General features: G+C 35.4%; 20 protein-coding genes. 2 read left to right on the top strand and 18 right to left on the bottom strand.

The annotated features are described in order from the left end of the window. Nucleotides 1–49: 49 nt before the first annotated feature. The 16 genes from ACTDJC_RS07600 to ACTDJC_RS07525 all read right to left on the bottom strand — a co-directional run bounded on the left by ACTDJC_RS07600 (nt 50) and on the right by ACTDJC_RS07525 (nt 17,132). Nucleotides 50–2,746, bottom strand: coding sequence for a YfhO family protein (locus ACTDJC_RS07600; protein ID WP_440603040.1), 2,697 nt, complete (start codon nt 2,744–2,746; stop codon nt 50–52). 81 nt (nt 2,747–2,827) lie between these two features. Then, complete coding sequence (locus tag ACTDJC_RS07595; protein WP_098309245.1) at nt 2,828–3,250, bottom strand: GtrA family protein; 423 nt, start codon at nt 3,248–3,250, stop codon at nt 2,828–2,830. A gap of 12 nt (nt 3,251–3,262) precedes the next feature. Further along, nucleotides 3,263–4,267, bottom strand: a complete 1,005-nt coding sequence (locus ACTDJC_RS07590) for a glycosyltransferase family 2 protein (RefSeq protein WP_098309246.1) — start codon at nt 4,265–4,267, stop codon at nt 3,263–3,265. A 140-nt stretch (nt 4,268–4,407) separates the two neighbouring features. After that, complete coding sequence (galU, locus tag ACTDJC_RS07585) at nt 4,408–5,298, bottom strand: UTP--glucose-1-phosphate uridylyltransferase GalU (RefSeq protein WP_098309247.1); 891 nt, start codon at nt 5,296–5,298, stop codon at nt 4,408–4,410. Between the two features lie 716 nt (nt 5,299–6,014). Further along, entirely contained in the window at nt 6,015–6,407 is a 393-nt protein-coding gene (locus ACTDJC_RS07580; protein WP_098309248.1) for a DUF2304 domain-containing protein, read from the bottom strand. Next, nucleotides 6,404–7,120 (bottom strand): glycosyltransferase family 2 protein, encoded by a 717-nt coding sequence (locus ACTDJC_RS07575; RefSeq protein WP_098309249.1) that lies wholly within the window; start codon nt 7,118–7,120, stop codon nt 6,404–6,406. Before ACTDJC_RS07575 ends, ACTDJC_RS07580 begins: the two co-directional genes overlap by 4 nt. 20 nt (nt 7,121–7,140) lie before the next feature. Then, nucleotides 7,141–9,102, bottom strand: a complete 1,962-nt coding sequence (locus tag ACTDJC_RS07570; RefSeq protein WP_440603039.1) for a DUF2142 domain-containing protein — start codon at nt 9,100–9,102, stop codon at nt 7,141–7,143. A 68-nt stretch (nt 9,103–9,170) separates the two neighbouring features. Beyond that, nucleotides 9,171–9,509: an EamA family transporter gene (locus ACTDJC_RS07565; protein ID WP_098309251.1), complete on the bottom strand. Its 339-nt coding sequence runs from the start codon at nt 9,507–9,509 to the stop codon at nt 9,171–9,173. Beyond that, on the bottom strand, nt 9,502–9,843 hold the full coding sequence (locus ACTDJC_RS07560) for an EamA family transporter (protein ID WP_098309252.1): 342 nt from the start codon (nt 9,841–9,843) through the stop codon (nt 9,502–9,504). Before ACTDJC_RS07560 ends, ACTDJC_RS07565 begins: the two co-directional genes overlap by 8 nt. Nucleotides 9,844–10,185: 342 nt before the next feature. Continuing rightward, a complete protein-coding gene (locus ACTDJC_RS07555; protein WP_440603038.1) occupies nt 10,186–11,910 on the bottom strand; it encodes a phospho-sugar mutase in 1,725 nt (574 codons plus the stop codon). Nucleotides 11,911–12,071: 161 nt separating this feature from the next. After that, entirely contained in the window at nt 12,072–13,556 is a 1,485-nt protein-coding gene (locus tag ACTDJC_RS07550; RefSeq protein ID WP_440603037.1) for a leucyl aminopeptidase, read from the bottom strand. A 62-nt stretch (nt 13,557–13,618) separates the two neighbouring features. Next, the gene (locus ACTDJC_RS07545; protein ID WP_098309255.1) at nt 13,619–13,999 is read right to left on the bottom strand and encodes a DUF309 domain-containing protein; all 381 of its coding nucleotides are present in this window, start codon (nt 13,997–13,999) and stop codon (nt 13,619–13,621) included. Nucleotides 14,000–14,087: 88 nt separating this feature from the next. After that, nucleotides 14,088–14,714: a 3D domain-containing protein gene (locus ACTDJC_RS07540; RefSeq protein WP_098309256.1), complete on the bottom strand. Its 627-nt coding sequence runs from the start codon at nt 14,712–14,714 to the stop codon at nt 14,088–14,090. A 131-nt stretch (nt 14,715–14,845) separates the two neighbouring features. Further along, the gene (locus ACTDJC_RS07535; protein ID WP_098309257.1) at nt 14,846–15,163 is read right to left on the bottom strand and encodes a YuiB family protein; all 318 of its coding nucleotides are present in this window, start codon (nt 15,161–15,163) and stop codon (nt 14,846–14,848) included. Between the two features lie 24 nt (nt 15,164–15,187). Next, the gene (locus ACTDJC_RS07530; protein WP_098309258.1) at nt 15,188–15,679 is read right to left on the bottom strand and encodes an NUDIX hydrolase; all 492 of its coding nucleotides are present in this window, start codon (nt 15,677–15,679) and stop codon (nt 15,188–15,190) included. Between the two features lie 244 nt (nt 15,680–15,923). Continuing rightward, nucleotides 15,924–17,132, bottom strand: a complete 1,209-nt coding sequence (locus ACTDJC_RS07525; RefSeq protein WP_098309259.1) for an NAD(P)/FAD-dependent oxidoreductase — start codon at nt 17,130–17,132, stop codon at nt 15,924–15,926. Between the two features lie 687 nt (nt 17,133–17,819). Between ACTDJC_RS07525 and ACTDJC_RS07520 the strand changes: the two genes are divergently transcribed. After that, entirely contained in the window at nt 17,820–18,809 is a 990-nt protein-coding gene (locus tag ACTDJC_RS07520) for an NAD(P)/FAD-dependent oxidoreductase (RefSeq protein WP_440603036.1), read from the top strand. A 366-nt stretch (nt 18,810–19,175) separates the two neighbouring features. Here the strand turns inward: ACTDJC_RS07520 and yhdJ are convergent, their stop codons facing one another. Together yhdJ and ACTDJC_RS07510 are read right to left on the bottom strand one after the other, a co-directional pair. Then, nucleotides 19,176–20,129 (bottom strand): adenine-specific DNA-methyltransferase, encoded by a 954-nt coding sequence (gene yhdJ / locus ACTDJC_RS07515; protein WP_440603035.1) that lies wholly within the window; start codon nt 20,127–20,129, stop codon nt 19,176–19,178. 366 nt (nt 20,130–20,495) lie between these two features. After that, complete coding sequence (locus tag ACTDJC_RS07510; protein ID WP_098309262.1) at nt 20,496–21,023, bottom strand: hypothetical protein; 528 nt, start codon at nt 21,021–21,023, stop codon at nt 20,496–20,498. Between the two features lie 305 nt (nt 21,024–21,328). On the opposite strand from ACTDJC_RS07510, the gene ACTDJC_RS07505 reads away from it, so the two are divergent. Then, a complete protein-coding gene (locus ACTDJC_RS07505) occupies nt 21,329–22,579 on the top strand; it encodes an MFS transporter (protein WP_440603034.1) in 1,251 nt (416 codons plus the stop codon).

Genomic DNA, 22,579 nt, shown 5'->3' with positions numbered 1-22,579 from the left:
TCTCTAAGTAGGCTCTGTTAGCCCTACTTAGAGAGGATCCTCTTTCATTTTACTTCCTCTTCTTCAGCACGATAAAGCAAAGTAAAACCGTTGCTAGTAAGCTGATAACAGAAACAATGACCCCTACTGTAAATCCTGGGGATGTATACTTCAATTCAATTGTATGCGTACCTTTTGGTAGTTCTATTCCAAGAAATGCATCATTTAATTTCAGTACTTTTGCATCTTTCCCATCAACTGTTGCTTTCCATCCTTTATCATATGGAATAGATAAGAAAAGGAAATCATCTTCTTTTACATCAATCTTTCCTTCAACACTGCGACCCGTGTAGTTTGTTACGTTCAACGGCTGTTGTTTTAATTCATCTACCCGTTTTTCAAATGTATCTACATCAAGTCCATAGAACAATTGTTGATCTAATTCAATAGAATGAGGTTTTACCTGCACTTCTACTTCCACTTTTTCATTTTCAAAAGAGCCCAAGTCAAGAATACCATTGTTCCAATAATACTCTGGATAATTAGATAAGTCGCTATCCGGTCCCTCACCAATTGTTTTACCTAATGTTTTTCCATTTACGTAAACCTTTGTTACACCAGTTGGGTTCACACGCAATTTTGTATATAACTGTTGTTTTCCTTTAACATCAAACACGTATTTAATACTCGCTGGCTTATCATCTTGCAGTTTTGCCAACTCGATTGGTTTTTGGTTTGTAAGAGCCATTTTTTGCTTTTCATTAGCAAGTTGTTTCTTGCTTTTTTCTGTTTCTACTACTTGTAAGTTGTCATATTGAACAGAAACCGGTTGAAGCGCTTTATAATATTCAACACTTTGTCCATTTAACTTGCCAATTAGTTTATTTTGCTCTTCAAATGAGTTTGTATAATTGTATTTTTGAACCTTTAACTTATCTTTTCCTTTTGTATCAAACTCTTCTTTATTGACCATATATCCAAACGGAAGGGCATTTTTATTCTCATATATGGAGAAGTCACCGACACTGTCGATTTTTTCAAAACCATATTTATTTAATGGACTATCCGAGATCATATATTTCATACCAAACAGGGCATCAGTTGAAACAATTCCTTTGCCGTTTTGTAAAATTAATGCGTCCAAATAACCGTAACCTAAATCTTGCATATATAAATTCAAATGACCATTCGCAACAGAATTGAAATGAGTAATACCTTTATACCCGAAGCGCATCGCATCATTCCAGGTTCTCCCCATTGTCGTTTCCATGCGATATAACCCTGGATCTTTTTCAGCTACTTTTTGAATCGTTTCTTCATATCCCGGATATGGAGATGCATATTCTTGACGATTAATGTAACCATACTCATAACCCATTAGCTTAATCGAATACATTGTATTCAGTGCAACATCCAGCGAGGCTATAGCTAACAAGGCAAAAGATACTAATGCTTTTTTGTTTTTTAGTCGAACCTTTAAGTATAGTAACAACGCATAAACAACAACCAAAAAGATGTTTGCCATCATTTTATTGGATTGCATATAAGAAGGTGCTACTTTCCCAAGTAAAATGATCATAAATAGGTTAAAGAAAACTACTTTTTTCAATGCTGGTAATAAGTCTTCTCCAAATACCATAAATGTTCGAGCAGCCACATAAACAAGCAAAAATGAAAATACAAACGAATAACGATACGGGAAATTCGTTGGCGGCTCAAAACCATGCCAAGCAATATTTAAAAACGGTAGTTCAAAAGAAAGAACTAAAAACAGCATCACTGTCCCATACACAATTTTTTCTTTTAATGAAATTTTCTTTGTTACAAAGAACAATGGTACGAGCAGTACTGTTAATACACCCGCATAAACGTTTGGCATTCCATTAACCGTTGTATCAATAACCCCATTAAAGAAGCGACTATAAAAGTCCAATGGGTCAAAATTAAACGTTGTAGAAAATGGAATTTTCGTACGTTCCGCAAAGTTGCTGTTTAAATCCAAATACGTTGGCAGCACGATGAATGCTGACATTCCAACTGCTAAACCTGTCCCAATACAGAACCATACAAATTTTTGAAAGAATTGCTTTACATTGCGAATGTCATAAAGGACACAAAAGCGCACGATAAAGTAAATAAATGTAAAGATTCCAACCATATAAGAAATATAGAAGTTTGTAATAAATGTAAGAGCTAAACTAAAAATAAACAATCCGTATTTTTTAGTCGTCAACAACCTCTCAATTCCAAGCATAATGAGTGGAAGTAGATAAATTGCATCTAGCCACATGACACAGAAAGAATAGACTGTTACAAATGACATTAACGCATAAAAAGTTGAGAATACTGCAATTGTAATATCACGACGCTTCATCATGTGACTTAAATAATGCGTCATTGTCATACCAGCTAACCCGACTTTTAATAATGTCATGACCATAATCGCTTCTGGAATATGAGCACGATCAAAAAAGAGAATTAAAATAGAAAACGGGCTTGCTAAATAATAGGCAAATACGCCAAGGAAGTTTAGTCCCATTCCGCCTTCCCAGCTATAAAAAATGCTTTTTCCATTTTTCATAACATCATATAAATATGTGTAAAACTGTACATACTGTGTGTGCAAATCAGTAACAAGAATTGACTTTTCTCCAAATGGAGCAATACCAAGCAGCATAAACATTACACCATAAATAGAAAACGGAAGGAAAAAAGCTAATGCGTACAAAAATTTCTTTTTCTTAAATAAATCTAACAGTTGTTGCATTATACGCCTCCATATTATTCCTAGTTCAAAATATATATGTATAAAAAACAATAGCCGGCATAAAGCCAAGCTATTTGTTTTTTATGCATTTTGGCCTTCTTTAACTTCGACCTTTTTTTTAAAGATTATATATTTACTTGCAAAATAGTTAACAACTACAACAATAACATTCGCGATAATTTTAGATACTAAATCATTGATACCTAACCATTCGACTAATGCAATCATAGAGAAAAGATCGATGAAGTAGGATAAAACGCGAAAGCCCATAAAATAGAAGAATTCTTTCATGGCATGGGCAAAGCTTGTGTGTTGGCTGCTAAATACATATTTTTTATTTGTAATATACGCAAACAGCACAGATACAATCCATGCAATTGTCGTGGCAACTTTGTAATCCATTCCAGCTAAAGTTGCACAAACATAATACGTAACAATGTTGACCAGCGTCGTTAAACCGCCAAAAAGCAAATAGTTAAAGATTTCCTTCGTCTTGTTATTCACGTTTGTAATCTCCTAACGATTTGATTTTACTTTATGATCTTCTACGCGATATAACTTTGCTGTCGGCTTTTCATCCAAATTTGTTACTTTATCATCATTATACTCATCTACAAAGTATAGTGGACGATTTTTCGTTTCGTTAAAGATACGTCCTAAATATTCACCGATAATTCCAATTGCGATTAACTGTACGCCGCCGATGAATAAAATCGCTGTCATCATAGATGGATAGCCGCTTACCGGTTCACCATACATCATCGTCTTAATAATAATCCACACCATGTAACAAAATGCAAAGAATGATACGGTAAACCCTGTGAAGGATGCAAGACGTAATGGAAACGTTGTAAAGGATGTGATTCCTTCGATTGCTAAATCCATTAGCTTAAAGTAGTTCCATTTCGTTTCACCAGCCGCACGCGGATCACGGTCAAATAAAATTTCTTTCTTATTGTAGCCAATCCAACTGAACATTCCTTTTGTATAGCGCTGTGTTTCACGAATTTTCTTTAATGCTTCCACGCAGCGTCTGTCCAGTAAACGAAAATCGCCTGTATTTTCTTGAATTGGGATTCTTGTTGTTTTCTTTAATAGGCTATAGAATTTCCCAGCTGTCCATTTTTTCGCCCAAGATTCTCCTGCACGAGAACGTCTTTTGGCATAAATGTCATCATAGCCTTGCTCCCAATATTTAATCATTTCTGGGATTAATTCCGGTGGGTCTTGTAAATCAGCATCAATAATGATAACCGCATCTCCCATTGCATGATCCAGTCCGGCAATCATTGCTGTTTCTTTTCCAAAGTTACGAGATAAATCTACATAAGAAATGCGTTTATCGTGTACTCGAAACTCTTTAATAATATTTAATGTATTATCTTTACTTCCATCATTCACAAATAAAATTTCAAAGTCGTAATTTGGCACCGACTCAATTACTCCTGTCAACCGACTATACAACTGATCTAACACTTCTTCTTCATTGTAGGCCGGTACTAAAATTGTAATGGTCTTCAAAGTAGGTACCCCTTTCTTTTTCAAATTTTCCAAGTAAAGAACAATTTATAAGCACAGATTAGACATAGTAAATTGGATGTTTTCCTTAGAATACCTCATTCTCCAATTCACTATGTCTAATCTTACACATCTATCAATAATTAGTTTTTAATCGCTTCTCCTTGTTCTTTCACAAGGTTTTGCATAATTTGTAGTAAATCTTCTTTTAATTCGTCATGTTGCAGCGCCATTTCAATTGTTGTTTGAATAAAGCCAAGTTTCTCACCAACATCATAACGTTTTCCTTCAAAATCGTAAGCGAATACGCGTTGAATTTCATTTAGATTTTGAATTGCATCCGTTAATTGAATTTCACCGCCAGCACCGATATGTTGTTCTTCTAAGAAACGGAAGATTTCCGGTGTTAATATATAACGGCCCATAATCGCTAAATTTGAAGGTGCTGTACCTTGTGCTGGTTTTTCAACAAATTGTTTTACTTGATAACGACGGCCGTCTTTTTCTAATGGATCAATAATACCGTAGCGATGTGTTTCGTCTTCTGGAACTGTTTGCACACCAATTACGGATGACAGTGTTTTTTCATACTCATCGATTAACTGTTTTAAGCAAGGTGTTTCTGCTTGTACAATATCGTCTCCAAGTAATACAGCAAACGGCTCATCACCAATGAATTTGCGCGCGCACCATACTGCATGGCCCAAACCTTTTGGTTCCTTTTGACGGATATAGTGAATATCCACCATTTTAGAAGAAGCTTGTACCCTTTCAAGTAGCTCATACTTTTTCTTTTCTAATAAATTTTGCTCTAATTCAAAAGCATTATCGAAATGGTCTTCAATTGCACGTTTTCCTTTACCTGTAACGATAATAATATCTTCAATACCTGCAGCAACTGCTTCTTCAACGATATATTGAATTGTTGGTTTATCAACAATCGGTAACATTTCCTTTGGCATTGCCTTCGTTGCTGGTAAAAAACGTGTTCCAAGACCAGCAGCTGGGATAATGGCCTTTCTTACCTTTTTCATGCTTATAACCTCTTTCTTTGTTGGTTTATATGCGCATTTATACAAATATTTATTTTTTTAATTTGCCCCGTCAAAGTATATTTATTGAATACATTTTATTCCTTGACAAGACATCTCTTATAGAAAAAACGCAACTTCTATATTATATATCTATTAATCTGAGTGTCATATTACAGTTTTCTTACATGTTTGTTTCTCACTTACCGAAAATGACACTTCCTACAAATTCTACATGATTGCTTCTTTATTCGTCAAGGTTACTTTATAGTTGTCCTTTATTTGTCACTTTCCTTTAATAAACAGTTAATATCTAAAAGCGCACATCATGTAACATGCTTTGTTCTAGCATTACCATATGCTCCTGCCGTTACTTCTTCATTCTTTTTACTTCAATAAAATAAGAATTTACTATACTTTTCCAACGAAAAAATCCACTTAAATAGTAAGAAAATGAAGCAACCCTAATTATTATATAAACATCACCAATAATCATAATATTCCTACTTTATATTCACCTAAATGAGTTTGAATTACACGCATGCAAAAAGGAGTGAATACAAGATTCACTCCTTTTTGTTCTCTTTATCCCACTCTAATAGGCAATAAGCCCTCAACTCAAAGTCCTGAGCAATCCAAAAAGTTAGGTTTCCTGTTAGGGACCGATTCGTTCAACTAACCATCAGTAGGGAAAGCGCTACGATAAAAATTTCACTTTATTACATAGTCACTTTTTGGTTCTCTTCTTTATAATAGTTATCCAATTTTTTCTTCATTTTTTCATTTTCATGCTGATGAATCGCTACGATTTGCGTCAACTCTTTAATACGAGCAGAAGATCTTGAAACAACAATCGTTAAAAAGAACAATACACATGTTACAAATATAAATCCGAAGAAAAACAATGCGTTAATTGGCGTTGCAACGCCTAATAAATCCGATACAACATTAATCGTTTTTGGCAAGATTCCAATGATGAGAATACCGATTAAAACGCCAAACCATGTTAGTACATACTTCAGGTCTAATTTCTCTTTACGCACTAAGTTTGTAAAAATAATCAATCCTACTAATACACCTAAAATAATTAATATTTGAAGGCGAATTGTCATGAAGCATTCTCCTTTCGTTTAGGTTTTAATCTGTCGATTGTAATCGCAAGTGTCACTTTAATCATATAATAAATTGCTTTGTAATTTACAATTGAAGATGTGCCACCGATTCTTTCTCGCATAAGTACAGGGGCTTCCTCTATTTTATAGTCATTTCTTAATACAGAAACAATACTTTCTGGTTCTGGATAATCTTTTGGATAGTAATCGCAAAATTCATTAATAATATCGCGATTCACCATTCTAAATCCAGAAGTAGCATCTGTGATTATTTTTCCAGATACAGCTTTAATTAACTTTTCAAAGAAACGAATTCCTAATCTTCTTGTGAAGGAAGACTGAAAGCCTTCTTTATTAATAAAACGTGAACCAATCACCATATCCGCCTGTTTTTCTTCCATCGTCTGAAGAAGAACGCCTAAATAGGCAGCATCATGTTGACCATCACCATCAAATTGTACAGCAATATCATAACCGTAGCGCTGCGCATATTTATACCCCGTTTGCATCGCTCCGCCTATTCCTAAATTAATTGGCAAACTGACGTAGTTAAAATTATTATCTTTACAAATTTGCTCTGTATCATCCTTTGAACAGTCATTAATAATGACGTAATCAAAATCCGGTGCATTCGTTTCTATATCCTCTACAACATGAATTAAGTTCGTTGATTCATTATAGGCAGGAATAATAATGAGCTTCTTTTTAAACAAAAGTAATCCCCCACTCCACTTTAATATAAATAACCTAACATAAAAACATTTGCATACAACAACATCCAACATGCTAACCTTGCTGACCTTTGTGCAGTTAACTCCGAATGCTGTTTCACATTCATTTTTTCATTAAACATGAACAATATAATTGGTAAAATAGGTAAGAAATATCTTCCTTGTAGCCCACTTATAAAATCTGCACCTACTTCAGACCAAGTCAAATATAAACTTAACATAACTAGTCCAATTATACTTATACTTGTTAAAATAAAAATCCCATAATCGAAGTTGCGTAATTTAAACTTATCTTCTGTATAATCAAAGATTGCTGTCATAACAAGCCCAACCAAACTAATAATTACAATACCGCTCAGTAAGTGCGTTACCCATCCAACTTGATTTAACATGGTCAGCCACGTACTCATTCCGTTTTCAAAAGTTCCAAAGAATGTTTTCATAGCCTCAACTGGATGTCCAAACATGAATTTCAATTGCTCAACTGGATTAATTTTTTCATTTGGATTAATTGTTCCAACAAACTTCATTACAAATAAATTCCAAGAACTCATCATTAAACCAGATATACCTGCAAGCATAAGGAAAGAAGTAATACCTTGCATTTTCGTACGGAATAGGTCTCGTCCAACAAATGAAAACATTAAGAATGATAATGGCCAATACGTAAATTTACACAATACAATAAGGATTAATAACAAGGTTGGAATAACAAAATCCTTAACTCGTAATACATCCTTTTCCGAACACATAAGTTTCTGTAATATAATAGCGATAAATAAGTAAGTTAACCCCATCAACATTGCATCAGCCGAAAATGATGCAGCTAATGATACAAATAACGGAAATGCAGCTAAAAACGCTAGCGTATTTTTCAATCTTGGAATTATTTTTATCGCCATTGCAGTCAAGGCAATATACACAATTAAGTTGAAAATTCTTCCTAACATTAAAGCGCTAAAAGCTTTTAAACCTAATATATTGGCAATAAACAAACCAAGAGCCTGTGGAATATATGGAATTGGTGTATAAACAGCCGTTGTCGGTTGCTCGACAAATTTTGTTTTATTTGCAAAGGTATACGTATCCCAAGCCTCGCTCTTAGCTCTATCGTATCTTTCGCCATTTGCAAGCAATCCATAGGTTGTCTCAAATTGATTTGGTCGTGGCATGTCATCTATATTTTCTGGCAAGTTAACGCCTACTTTATCACCTTGTTTCGTAGACAGAAGATGCCCTAAACTAATATCATAAGCTTTTGCAAAATGAAAATTCTCATCAGTTGCTTCAAACAGCGGATTATTAAAACTAAACATAATCCCCATTGCTCCAGCCACAACAACAAAATTCTTAATTGTATTTTTCCCAATTAAAGCTAAAACAACTAGGGCAACTAATGCAGTAATTGTAGCTTGTCTAATTTTTAGCCAATCCAGCTGATCGTATAATATTTTAGCTGCTACTGCTTGTCCTTTATCTTCTTTACCATTAACAATCAATTTTCCATCTGATGATAATGATGCCCCAGTACGAATACCAATTTTTTCACCATTCTCCGCTTTCACGATTTTCACTTTTAAGACAACATCATTATCTAGATCTTTTGGAATAGGAACTATGATACTACTTTTAAAATGAGGATCTTTAATATAGTCTTCTCCACCCCATTTGTTCAAATCGATTGTCTCTTTACTCACTACTCTTCCTTTAACCGAAAGTTCATACTCCAATAGTGCATTTTTATGATAACTTTCGCTTGTAAGAGGTAATAACAAATTCTTTGGGTTTTCCCCATCAAAATGAAACTCTTGTCGTAATTCATCGCCCTCGGCTAAATCAACCATCTTATAATTGCTATAAGCAAGACTTTTGCTTACAGTATGAGTAGATCCCGTCAGGCATACATACAAAACTGCACAAAAAACTACAAAAAAAGAAAAAAGTATCTTTTTCCTATTTACCATACAACATAACACTCCATTTATATTATTTGTCTTAAATTAACACTACTTATTATAGAAATACACTCCTCTCACTGCATACAAAACACAGCAATTCCTATAATGATAATAATATTTCCGATTACTTTTCTTTTCGTGATTTTCTCACCAAGAAAATACCAACTGAATATTAAAATAACAACATAACTAAGCGATTCTAAAACAGGTGCTTGCTTTAACGGGACACCTTTCATCGCAATTACATTTAAACCCGCATTTATCACAAATAAAGAATATCCAATAATTACATAACGATTTACATATTCCTTCCATTTCTTATCATAAACAGCTAACGTTGCTTTTTTTAATAAAATTTGGGAATAGTTCGCCAAAATAATCCCGAAAATATAAAGCAGTACAAATTTATTCATCTCTTGTCACCACAACAATTCCAATTATGATAATAGCTGCACCTAGTAAATTATTCCATTTTATGACATCTCCAAAAAATACTACGGACCATAGAAGTCCCCATAAAATAATAATCCCTCGATGTGAATACGCTTTAGATATTTCAAAATGTTTAATTACTTGCTGCCAAATAATTGCATATCCAAACAAAAGAATAATAAGTCCCATGTAAGCTAAGAAAAAACTAATTGAAGTAACTGAAAATTTTGCCGCCCATTTCATATACACCATTATGATAGAGTATAAAAAAAAGGCTGCATGTAAAAATACATAATTTTTAGTAGATGCTTTCATACACTCAACTCTCTTTTTATGAATTAAACCTAGATAGAAAATAAAACTTTCATCAGTGGAAATTCTCCTGCACTGATGATCAGTTGAATCAACCAGCCACTTCCGGGCTCTTCTTCAAACATTCCGAATATTCCGATATTAACTCACCATTCTTGACGTATAGATAAAACGTAATTCTTCTAAACTTTCAATTTGAAAGCGTATACTTATCCCACACGATATAAAATTCTATCACAGAATAAGAGAAATTTCATGCTTATCTCATAATCTTTCTTGTCTTTATTATAGAAACATAAATAAAATAAAAAAAAGAGGGAAAATATTCCCCCCTCTTTACTCATATTAAAAACGATTCATAATATCCTCTTTAATCGCTTCAAGCTTCTCTTCACTATGTTGTAGTGAATCTCCTTGTACACCAAAGTAAAACTTAATCTTCGGCTCTGTTCCTGATGGTCGCAGGCAGAACCAAGATCCATCTGCCAAATAATACTTTAATACATTTGATTTTGGTAATTCAATTTCTTCTGTCGCATCTTCTTTTACTTTTGTTCTAACGCTCGCTTTATAATCTTCCGCAATCGTTACTTCTAAGCCAGCCACTTCTGTCGGTCTATTTTCACGGAAAGATGTCATCATATTTTGAATTTGCTCTGCTCCATCTTTTCCTTTTAACGTTAAGGAAACAAGTCCTTCACGGAAATATCCGTACTTTTCAAATACTTCAAGTAAACCATCATATAATGTTTTACCTTGCGCTTTATAATATGCGGCAACTTCACATGCAAATAATACAGACTGTACTGCGTCTTTATCACGGCAGAACGGGCGAATTAAATAACCGTAGCTTTCTTCATAACCAAACTGGAACTCATATTCTCCGCTCGCTTCATATTGCTTAATCTTTTCACCGATGAATTTAAAGCCAGTTAACGTATCGATTGTATCAAGTCCGTAAGCTTTTGCGATTGTGCGTCCTAATTCAGATGTAACAATTGTTTTTAATACAACACCGTTTGTCGGTAAAATACCTTGTTCTTTCTTTTGTGTTAATAAGTAATCCAACATTAAAGCACCTGTTTGATTTCCTGTCAACACTTGATACTTGCCATCATGATTACGAACTGCTACACCAAGACGGTCAGCATCCGGATCTGTTGCAATTAATACGTCTGCATCAATTTCTTCACCGTACCGAATTGCCAATTCAAATGCAGCATGTTCTTCTGGATTTGGTGATTTTACTGTTGAGAAGTCTGGATCTGGCTGTTCTTGTTCTTTCACAACCGTTACATTTTTAAATCCAACAGCCTCTAATCCGCGGCGAGCTGGAATATTAGATGTTCCATGCAAAGGTGAGAAGACAATTTTTAAATCTTGTCCAACTTCCTTCACAAGCTCTTTATTAAGAATAACTGTTTTTAATTGTTCTAAATATGCATCGTCAACTTCTTGACCGATGATCTGTAAGAGACCATTTTGTTTCAATTGCTCTACATCAGCAACCTCTACTGTCAATTCGTCACTTACATCATTTACATAATGAATTAACTCATCCGCTTCTTTTGGAGGCAATTGCCCGCCATCATCTCCGTACACTTTATAGCCATTATATTCAGGCGGATTGTGGCTTGCTGTAAGAACGATTCCACTGCATGTATGTAAATAACGTACTGCAAAAGAAAGCTCTGGTGTTGGGCGCAGGCTTTCAAATACATATGTTTTAATGCCATGAGCACCTAGTGTTGCTGCTACTTCCATCGCAAACTCTGGAGACTTGTGACGAGAATCATATGCGACAACAACGCCACGTGCTTTTGCTTCTTCACCTTGGTTTTCAATGAAACGGGCTAAACCTTCTGTTGCCTTGCGGACAGTGTACACATTTAAACGATTTGTGCCAGCACCCAGTTCCCCGCGCATACCACCTGTACCAAATTCTAAATCTTTATAAAAACTATCTTCAATTTTCTTTTCATCACTTTGCATTGCTTCTAGTTGCTGCTTTAGCTCTGCATCTAAATTCGCAAAGGAAATCCAGCGTTCATATTCTTTTTTCCAGTTCATGTTGCTTTCTCCTCTCAATAGGCATAATCCCATTATATGAAAAAAATAGCGCTTTCCTCAAATATTTTTTATCTTTTTACAACATTTAACTCTTTGTTTATGAAAGGAAAACACTGGCAAGCATCTAAAAAAGGATTGGCATCTGCCAATCCTTTCCTCATTTACTCTTCCCCAAAACGCTCAACAAGTGTTGCTAATGTACGCACCATTGTGCCTGTTCCGCCAGCTGGACCTAAGTCGTGTGTGCTCTTTGTATCAGATGTTCCTGCAATATCTAAATGTACCCAAGGTGTATCCTCTGCAAACTCTCCAAGAAATGTTCCTGCCATAATTGCATGACCATCGCGTCCTGGTGAGTTATTTAAATCTGCAAATTTACTGTTACGAACACGCTCTTTATCACGTTCAAAAATCGGTAATTGCCAAATTGGCTCATCCGTTTCCATCGCTGCTTCTAACATTTGCTCATAAAATGCTTCGTTATTTGTCATTGCACCTGTTGTATGGTTTCCAAGAGCAACGATAATACCGCCTGTCAATGTCGCAACATCAACAAGATAATTTGCACCAAGCTTTTTCGCATACGTAATACCGTCAGCTAATGCTAAGCGGCCTTCTGCATCTGTATTTAATACTTCAATTGTTTTACCGCTCATTGAGGTAATCACATCATCTGGTTTAAATGCAGTTGCGCTCACCATATTGTCCGTAGAAGGAATAATCGCAACTACGTTTTGCTCTGGGCGAAGCTCACCGATAATTTCCATCGCTCCAAGAACAGCTGCTGCGCCGCCCATATCGCCTTTCATACCAACCATGCTTTCGCGCGGTTTCAAAGAATAACCACCTGTATCATATGTAATACCTTTACCAACTAAGCCGATTACATCTGTCCACTCTTCTTTACCTTTATATAAAAGAGCAATCATTTTTGGCGGTTCTGCGGAGCCTTGGTTGACCGCCAGAAGCGCACCCATTCCAAGCTCTTCCATCTCTTCTTTCTCAAGCACTTTATAGTCCATATCATATTTTTCTGCCAGATCAACTGCATAGTCTGCTAAAGCAGTTGCCGTTAATACGTTTGGCGGCAAATTCACAAGCGTACGCGCAGAATTTGTAGCACGTCCATGTACATAACCAACCGTTAATGCTGCTTCAATCTCTTGCGGATCTTCTTCTGTAACAACAACAAAGCTTTCTAATTGATGCGCTTCTTTTTTATCCGTTTTATATGTTACTAACTCATATGTACCAAGTAAATAAGTTTCTGCTGCAATATGCGCTACATCAATTGCGTCCATTTTTTCAGTAACGAATGAATCTAATACAAATGCGACATTTTTTACTTTTGCACCGTGTAACGTTCTCGCTAATTTTCCAAGTGCACCGCGCAATGTTTCTGTTGTACATCTGTCTTTTTTGCCAAGACCGACAAAATAGTAACGCTTTACATTTGTTTTCCCTAAGCTATGTACTTTAGAAATCACTTTTTTCTTCGGAGAAATTTCTTTTTCGCCTAATAGCACTTGTATATGTCCATCAAACGCTTGATCTAATTCTTTTACAAAACTACTCATTACCTCATCTTCAAATAAGGCAACAACTACCGCTTCATGACTTGCTAGTTCTTTTTGTACTTGAAACATGCTAGCACCCCCAGATTTTTTCTGTTTCTATTATAGCTTTATTTTCGTGAAAATGCGACAATTCAAACTTCTTCCATATATAAAATAAACTCTGGGAGCTGCGGCAAATTCTGAACTTGCTCGTATGGAATTCGATTTATCTCTTTCGGTAAAATTTTGCGGCACAATTGAATAAAGTGTACGACCTTTTCAACATTCAAATTCCAATAAACAGGGCAATATGGAGTTAAATATTCTTCCGCTACTTCCATCATCATTCGTGCTCCCTTTATATTCCCATAGCTGTAATGATACTGAGCGACTGCCATTTGCAATAAACCTTTTAAAAACAAATTCCCCCGATCTTCAAGCCACATTTCTTCTAATAAGTCATGACACGTATAATAATCGCCTTCGTTATACTTTATGAAAAACTCATAATACGCTAAAGGATAGTCTTCCATATATGCTCTCCCTTTGCTATATTTTCTTTCCCCTCTATTTCATGATGACAAGAGAATAAAAAAAAGTCTAGCGCTATAAGCGTCTAGACTATCGTTGGTTTAAATATTGTCCGCGAAACACTTGCATCGGTTCCGCTTCGTTTAAAAGTGTTAACTCTTGTTCTGTAAATTTTCCATTTCCCATTTTTACAATGTAAACATTCACTGTCTTCTTTCCCCATTGACTGTATACATCTTGCACGGTTTCATAATATAAATCAAGTCGATTTCCTTTAATAGCACCGCCTTTATCCGCTACAACACCATAGCCATAGCCAGGAATAAACAAGATTGTTCCAATCGGAAATACGCGCAAATCAGCCGCAATTGTTGAATATATGTCCCGTTTTACTTTTACACCGGAATATGTAATCCCATACTCAGGATGTCCTTTTGTCTTCCCTGTTGACTCTCTGCCAGCTGTATATCCTGTTGCCATAACTTCCATCGAACGATATTTTGACCAATCTTTTTCATTCTCTAAAGCACGAATGACTGTGGCACTTGGAATCGCTTGCTCACTTTGCTCAGCTGCGTGAACTTCTTTCACTTCATTTTTCTTATACATATGAATCATTTCAGAAAGAGAGATTCCTGACACAGCTTGCCAAGTTACACATAATGCAACTAAAAATAAGCAAACCATCATCATGCGAATGCTAAATCGTTTTATCATTTTTCACACTCCTTCATCGTTATTGTTCCCTAAACGATGAAGAAAATACGCATAAAAAACGTAAGTGTCCTGTTTAGCAATGACAAGCGCTGAAGCTAGACAACTCTAAAAAAGCTTCTAAGAAAGGATCCTCAAAACATTTGATACCCATTTTTCCGCAATGTTTTGATCACAACACCAGATAAAGCAGCACCAACTAATCCAGTTGATAAAATCATAATATCAGCTTGTCCAAGATGAAGAAAACTTGTTCCTAATGAAGAGAAAGCCTCTTTCGGCTGTACAAAATAATCGAAGAAATCAACTTTATCAATAATAAACACACAAATAAGCGGATATACAACGACCATCACCCATGTTGCTCGTAAAATCATATTTAATAAAAAGCCAATTCCAAAAAATAAGACTAAAAATAACATCATTGAGATTAATAAAACAGGTATGCTCATGATTTCTTCACCCTTTCTTACTTATCAATCTACTCTTCCTACAAAAACGTTATATACCGTATAATCAAACTGTTCCCCTGGATTTAACGTCTCGTCCATTTTTAAAAGCGGTGCTGGCATCGCTTCTAACAAATAACGAATTAACACTGAGGCATTTTCATCATTTACAATATCCTCTGGAAATAGGAACGCTCCCTCATACAATTCTCGCTCTTGAACGACAATGTCTTCTCCTTTTGGCTCTAAAAGAAAAATAATCATATTATCACTAATCTCACCGCGTATCACGCCAGATCGTGCACCCATTATTCCTTTTACACTTGTGGCAATTCCTGTTTCTTCTAATACTTCACGCTGCACTGCTTGATCGATTGTTTCTCCTTCGTTCACAAAACCCGCGGGCAATGACCATTCCCCTTTTAATCCACCATATTTTTTCTTAACGACCAGCCATCTTCCATCTGCTGTGATAACGAGACCACTTACCGCTAGCCACACATTTCCTCGCTTACTCATCACTGCAAACCCCTTCCAATCAAACGAACAGAATATTCATTCTTTTCTTTCATTATACTATAAAGTGAAACTTCCGTCAGTGGGGGTTTTACTGCCCGCGAATAGCGGGATAAAGCTTTCGAAAGGAGAATGTTGGGAAATGTGTACTCTTTGTGAAAGGTCTTCACTTATTTTAGAATATTCAGTAAAACCAAAATAAAAAAAGCAGAAACAGCTTACAGCCATTTCTGCTTTACATTACGTATTAAAATAACTTTAACTTACCTTTTTTAAGAACTAATAAAGGTCCGCCAAGCATGAATAGGTAACGGTTGTCGATTACTTTCTTCATGAATGAAGCTTTCCAACCAGTTAATTTTTTGCCCATTACAACGCCCATTGCATCGTCATGACCTAATGAACATACAGAGCCTTTGTTATCGAATACAAACTTCTGCATTTCGCCTTTACCACGAACAAGAACAGCTAAGTTATGTGCAATGTTATAACCTTGTTGAATTGCAATTTGTGCTGTTGGTGGGTATGGACGGTTAATTTCTTCGTTAATGATTAACGCTGCATCACCAACCATGAATACTTCTTCATGACCTGGAGCATGCATGTACTCGTCCACTTTTACACGGCCGCGCATTGCTTCAAAGCCAGACTCTTCTACAATACCGTTACCGCGAACACCTGCAGCCCAAACTACAGTTGCAGATTTCAGTAATTCTACATCGTCACCGTTTGCAACAAGAATACCTTCTTCAGTTCCTTCTTTAATTGCTGTACCGATGCGGAATTCTACACCTTTTTTCTCTAATTGTTTTACAGCGTACTCAACTAGCTCTGGATCGAAACCAGGAAGCGCTGTTGGAGCAGCCTCAACACAGATGATGCGTGCTTTTTCGCGAGGAACATCATACTCTTTGCAAAGCTCAGGAACACGGTTTGCAAGTTCACCTACGTACTCGATACCTGTAAATCCAGCACCGCCGACAACGATTGTAACTAACTCGTCACGTTTTTCTGAAGCATATAGAGAGAACATGTACTCCATATGCTCACGGATTTGACGAGTTGCATTAATGTTAGCAATAGAGAATGCATGCTCTTTTAATCCTTTAATACCAAACGTTTCAGATTCAAAACCAAGACCGATTACTAAGTAATCATACTCTAGCTCGCCATTTTTTAAGATAACGCGCTTTTCAGCTGCTTTAATTTCTACAACTGTGTCTTGCACGAAGTTTACTTTGTTTGTGTCGATTACATCTTTGATGTCTAAGCGAACTTTATCATGATGCAACGTACCAGCTGCACTTTCATGTAACCAAGTTGCTTGATAATGATAGCTGTTGTTATTTACTAATGTGATTTCAGCTTCACTTACAGATAATGTTTTTTGCAGACGAACAGTAGTAATCATTCCGCCATAACCTGCGCCTAGAACTACGATTTTTGGCTTCTTCACCCTAATCACAACCCTCTTCTTTATATAGATAGTAAAAAATAATAAAAAATAATGCTAAAACAATTTAAATGCTAAGAATGTAGACTTTCTCACAATCTAGACAAAATAAAAAAATTAATCTTCTTTATATAGATAGTAAAAATAGCAAAAATAATGCTAAAACAATTTAAATGCTAAGAATGTAGACTTTCTCACAATCTAGACAAAATAAAAAAATTAAGTTTGAAAAATGTTACGAAATTTGTCACAAAAAATTAACAAAGTCACTTTCCTATATTAGTCGTTTTCTCTTTACTTTTCAAGCAATTGTAGAATTATCAATATTTTAAAATAACGAGGTCTTTTTAAGTTTTTTCACATTCCCTTATTTGCTCAGAATTTAAGAGACAATTACTGTCTTCTCACCTTCAAATGTGGAATCATTATCTATAAATCTATTCAATTAACTACAAATGGTTATAATTACCAATTAATATATACCTCACTTATTGGCTAGTTTTTCTTTTCTAACAAATCTATACGAAGTGTATACACAATTCAGTCGTTTTCTAACGCTTTTTTTTATAAAATATGATATTATTTGTCTTGAGTGCGCTTGCACTCCGTTCACGGAAGTTCCGTATAACATACATACGAGTGTATATAGGAGAATCACGAAAAATTTCCTAATTATAGGGGGAGTAAACAGTGACAGAAAATCAAAAAGTATATGACATCACTATTATTGGTGGAGGCCCAACTGGACTATTCACAGCTTTTTACGGAGGTATGAGACAAGCAAGCGTAAAAATTATCGAAAGCTTGCCACAACTCGGCGGTCAATTATCTGCATTATATCCTGAAAAGTACATATATGATATTGCAGGTTTTCCTAAAATTCGTGCACAAGAACTCATTAACAACTTAAAAGAACAAATGAGCAAGTTCGAACCAACTGTTTGTTTAGAAGAAGCTGTTCAAACGTTAGAAAAACAAGCAGATGGCGTGTTCAAACTTGTAACAAATAAAGAAACACACTACTCTAAATCAGTCATCATTACAGCTGGAAACGGTGCGTTCCAACCACGCCGTTTAGAATTAGAGGATACAGAGAAATTCGAAAAAGCAAACTTACACTATTTCGTTGAGGATATGAATAAATTTGCTGGCAAACGCGTTGTCGTGTTTGGCGGCGGAGACTCTGCGGTAGACTGGACAATGATGTTAGAGCCAATCGCAGAAGAAGTAACAATTGTTCACCGTCGTGATAAATTCCGCGCACATGAGCATAGCGTTGAAACGTTAATGAACTCTCGCGCACAAGTCAAAACACCATACGTTCCAGTTGAACTAATCGGTGAAGAGAAAATTGAACAAGTTGTACTTCAACATGTGAAAACGGAAGAAAAAGTTGTCATTGATGTTGATGATGTCATCGTAAACTACGGCTTCGTATCTTCTCTTGGTCCAATTAAAGACTGGGGCTTAGATATCCAAAAAAACAGCATCGTTGTAAACTCTAAAATGGAAACAAACATCCCTGGTATTTACGCAGCTGGTGATATTTGTACATACGAAGGAAAAGTAAAACTAATTGCATGCGGATTTGGCGAAGCGCCAACAGCAGTAAACAATGCAAAAGCGTACTTCGATCCAAATGCGAAGCTGCAACCAATGCATAGTTCTAGCATGTTTTAATATAGGGCTGATCCAAAAGGCACGTAAGTGCCTTTTGAGATCAGTCCCTTTTTTACGTGTCCGCCGATTTATCGGCGCTTCGACATGATATAAAGTGAAACTTCCATCAGTGATGCTTTTCTCACTGATGGTTAGTTGAACCGATCGGGCTTTTACGGGCAGTTTTCTTCCCCGCTCTTCTCCAGCTTTTACTGCTCATTAATGCGGGATAAAGACCCTTCGACGATGCTCGATATGCGAGTAGCCGAACCGCTGGAACTGGATAATATCGAAAAGTAGAAGGAAATATTCATTAAAAATAGATTGATATAAGATGCCAACCTAGTTTTAATGAAACCAAAAAGGAGCTGATTTAAAAACCCGCATTTAGCGGACTTTTAAATTAGCTCCTGAAAACATTTCAAGGTGTTCTATTTCTTCCACTCCAGAAGTAATGTCACCTTCTCTAACTACGTGGTCTTTTTTAGATTTATTGGTTGTTTTTCGACTCTTATCTTTTTCTAATTTAATTCCGTCATATCTTTCTGTTATTCCTGTTCTTCTCAAACCGATTAAATAGAAGTCTTTATTGAACTCAAACCCCAATGCTTTTCTGCCATTCTTAACAGCAACCGCAGCAGTAGTAAACGAACCAGAAAATGGATCTAAAACAATATCACCCGGATTAGAAGAAGCTTTTATAATTCTTTCCAAAAGAGCTTCTGGTTTCTGAGTCGGATGATTTTCGTATTCTTCCATCTTAAATCGAACACGCGGAAATTCCCACACATTCCCAGGAACTTTTTCAGTACTATAAGGCTGTGGTGGATTCTTACGATAATCAATTAGTTTTCTTTTTGCACCCGTTTTTGCTTCAACTAAAATATCTTGAGCATTAAAAGTATAAGCTGCTTTAGAGTCCTTATTTACCATAAGAATGGGTTCATAAAGTGAACCAAACATTTTTTTAGACTGAACACCTGAGCTATCGTATGTCCAAATAATTCTAGATAGTACATTGTAGTTTTCACTAATATAAACATCTAAGTAAGGCATGTATTGTGTTGCTGTCATAAAATAAAATGTTCCATTATCCTTTAACACACGGAAACATTCGTCAATCCATTGCTTGCACCAATTAATGTATTCATGAGTATTATCCCACTTGTCCTTATTATTACCAAAATCTTTCCCAATGTTGTAAGGAGGATCTGCAAATATTAAATCAATCGTTTTATCATTAACCTTCTTAAGTAGATCTACACTATCTCCCAATCCTACAAAGCTATCATTATTGTGAAGGTTTTCAAATTCCATATTTTTAAAAACTTTGTTCCACATTTATAATCACCTCATAATTTGTCAAACGGATAATTCATGGGCTAAACTATTTTAACATACAATAACAGTGCGACAAATCACAATAAAATACTGAATCCCACATATTAGATATATTCTTATATGTGGGATTCAGTATTTTATGTTTTAGGCGATATGCTATATTTGTGATGACCTCTAAACGACTTATGCAAATCAAGCTGTTATTATAAAAAAACAATCATAAAAGATATAAATTCCAAAATACGGTAAATACCTATATGAAATTTGAGCAAATATCAAAATAATTAGGTACTTAATCAATCAAAAGAATCATTCGAAAAATTAATCAACTTTTTTCGAAGTGTCTATTAATGGAACAGTTTAATATCAACCTACATTATCTTTTATTTCTAATAAGTCATTTAATAAACTACTTATATTATTGTTGTGAAGTTGTAAAAGTTCATTTTGCACTTTTATATTTGGGATCATCATACCTTGAATACGAGCTATTTCAGAGTACTTAAATGTATTCCAAAGCTTATCTCTTTTTTGATCTACAGCTTTATTTTTTTCCATTATGATAAGTAACTTGTAAATAGTATCACCAAAAATATTTTTTGCTGTCTGTTCACACATTAACGTTTTAATAATTTTACCGTACGAAATAAATTTCCTATTTCCATAAAAAAGGGCAATATCGCCTTCATCAATTTTCTCCCAAAGCTTTTGATTTTTAGGGCTGTAGCGCATAGCCCATATCGATACAGAATCTAAAGAACTATCAACTTCTTGAATAGCTACTTTAATATTTTTGCCCAATTGATTAACTGATACTGGTTGCTCAACGGATTCTTGAAAATTTTTATAAGCTTCTGAACTACAAGCACTAAAACATATTATTTTTTGTTCCATACATGAATCACCTCTTACAAGTAATTATGGTCAATTACTACCAAATATACACACTTGTACTATTACTGTATTGACTTAGTTACTTAGATAAACGAACTTTCGATCCAAATAATGCACAAGTTGATATTTATATTGCGTTAGTTTAAAGTGTAAAATAAGAAGATGCCTCGGCACCTTCTTATTTTTATGCTTCAAAAATCCGCTGGGCAAATTCTGCTTTTTTGAATACAATGGAAAAGTATCTGTATAGAAAAATTAGAAACTGTTAACAAAGATAAAAAGACATATGACAGAAAGGGATTCATATGGAGGAATTACATAAAAGTAAACTTGCTGTAAAAGAAATGGGAACGCCTTTATTAAAAAATACAAACTTCCTCTTTCTTTGGGGCGCTACCCTATGTTCAAGCTTTGCCTTAGCATTTTTTACGTTTTCGCAAACGTGGTACATAGCAAAGACATTAAACTTAGAAGCATCACTTGGAATTGTATTTGTTGCCCTTAGTGTTCCGCGCCTAATCTTTATGATTATCGGCGGAGCCGTTGCAGACAAATTCCAGAAAAAAAACATCATGTTTTATTCTAATATTGTGCGCGCGCTTCTTGTAACAGTCATTCTCATTTGGTTCATCGTTGGGCACGTCACATTATACACATTTGCTTTCTTTGCGCTCTTCTTTGGTTTAGCTGATGCCTTTTTCTGGTCAGCTGATGGCTCTATCTTACCGGATCTCGTAGAGAAACATCGCCTTACACAAGCAAATTCACTCACGCAAATGACAAACCAAGCATCTGTTATTCTTGGTCCTGTCCTTGGCGGAATACTAATTAAATTCAGTAATTATGAAACAATTTTTACGATAGCGATTTTATTATTACTTATTGCTGCCATACTCATCCAAAAAGTTCACACAAGTACAGTGCAAGAAGAAACAAATCCAAACAAAGGCATGTTCACTTCTATTAAAGAAGGCATCCTTTATGTGAAAGAATCATCATTTTTATCAACGTTTCTTATTTGCAGCGCCTTTTTGAATTTATTTTTAATTGGACCGATGCAAGTCGGTTTTCCGCTGTTCATTAAAGATGTACTGCACGGCGACTCGCTCCACTTTAGCTACTTAGAAGCTGCTGTTGGCGGGGGAATGGCCATTGGTGCAGTTATCGTCGGGCTGAGAAATATTAATCGGCGACGCGGTTTATTTTGCATTATTATGATGCTGCTATCTGGTATTTTCTTCTTATCTATTAACTTTAGTACAACACTTTGGCAAGCAGTTCTGGCAGGCTGCTTTTACGGTATTTCAATCGCAATGGCCATCGTACCGTTAATGGCCATGATTCAATCAACTGTGAAAGAAGAAATGATGGGCCGAGTCATGAGCTTACTCATGTTATCATCGATGGGCTTTATCCCTATTTCGTATGCCCTTACCTCACTTGCACTAGCTGCCGGGATACCGATTGTCACGATTATGAAAAGCGGTGCAATTGCTGTCATTCTGTTTGTATTATTTATCGCCATTCGCGTTCCGACTGTGCGAAAATTTGATTAA

The sequence above is a fragment of the Bacillus sp. GB_SG_008 genome, assembly GCF_052038115.1.
In the GTDB taxonomy this organism is placed as follows: Bacteria; Bacillota; Bacilli; order Bacillales; family Bacillaceae_G; genus Bacillus_A; species Bacillus_A rhizoplanae.
Note: the sequence above shows the minus strand (reverse complement) of the source record. Positions and strands in the feature narration are given on the sequence as shown.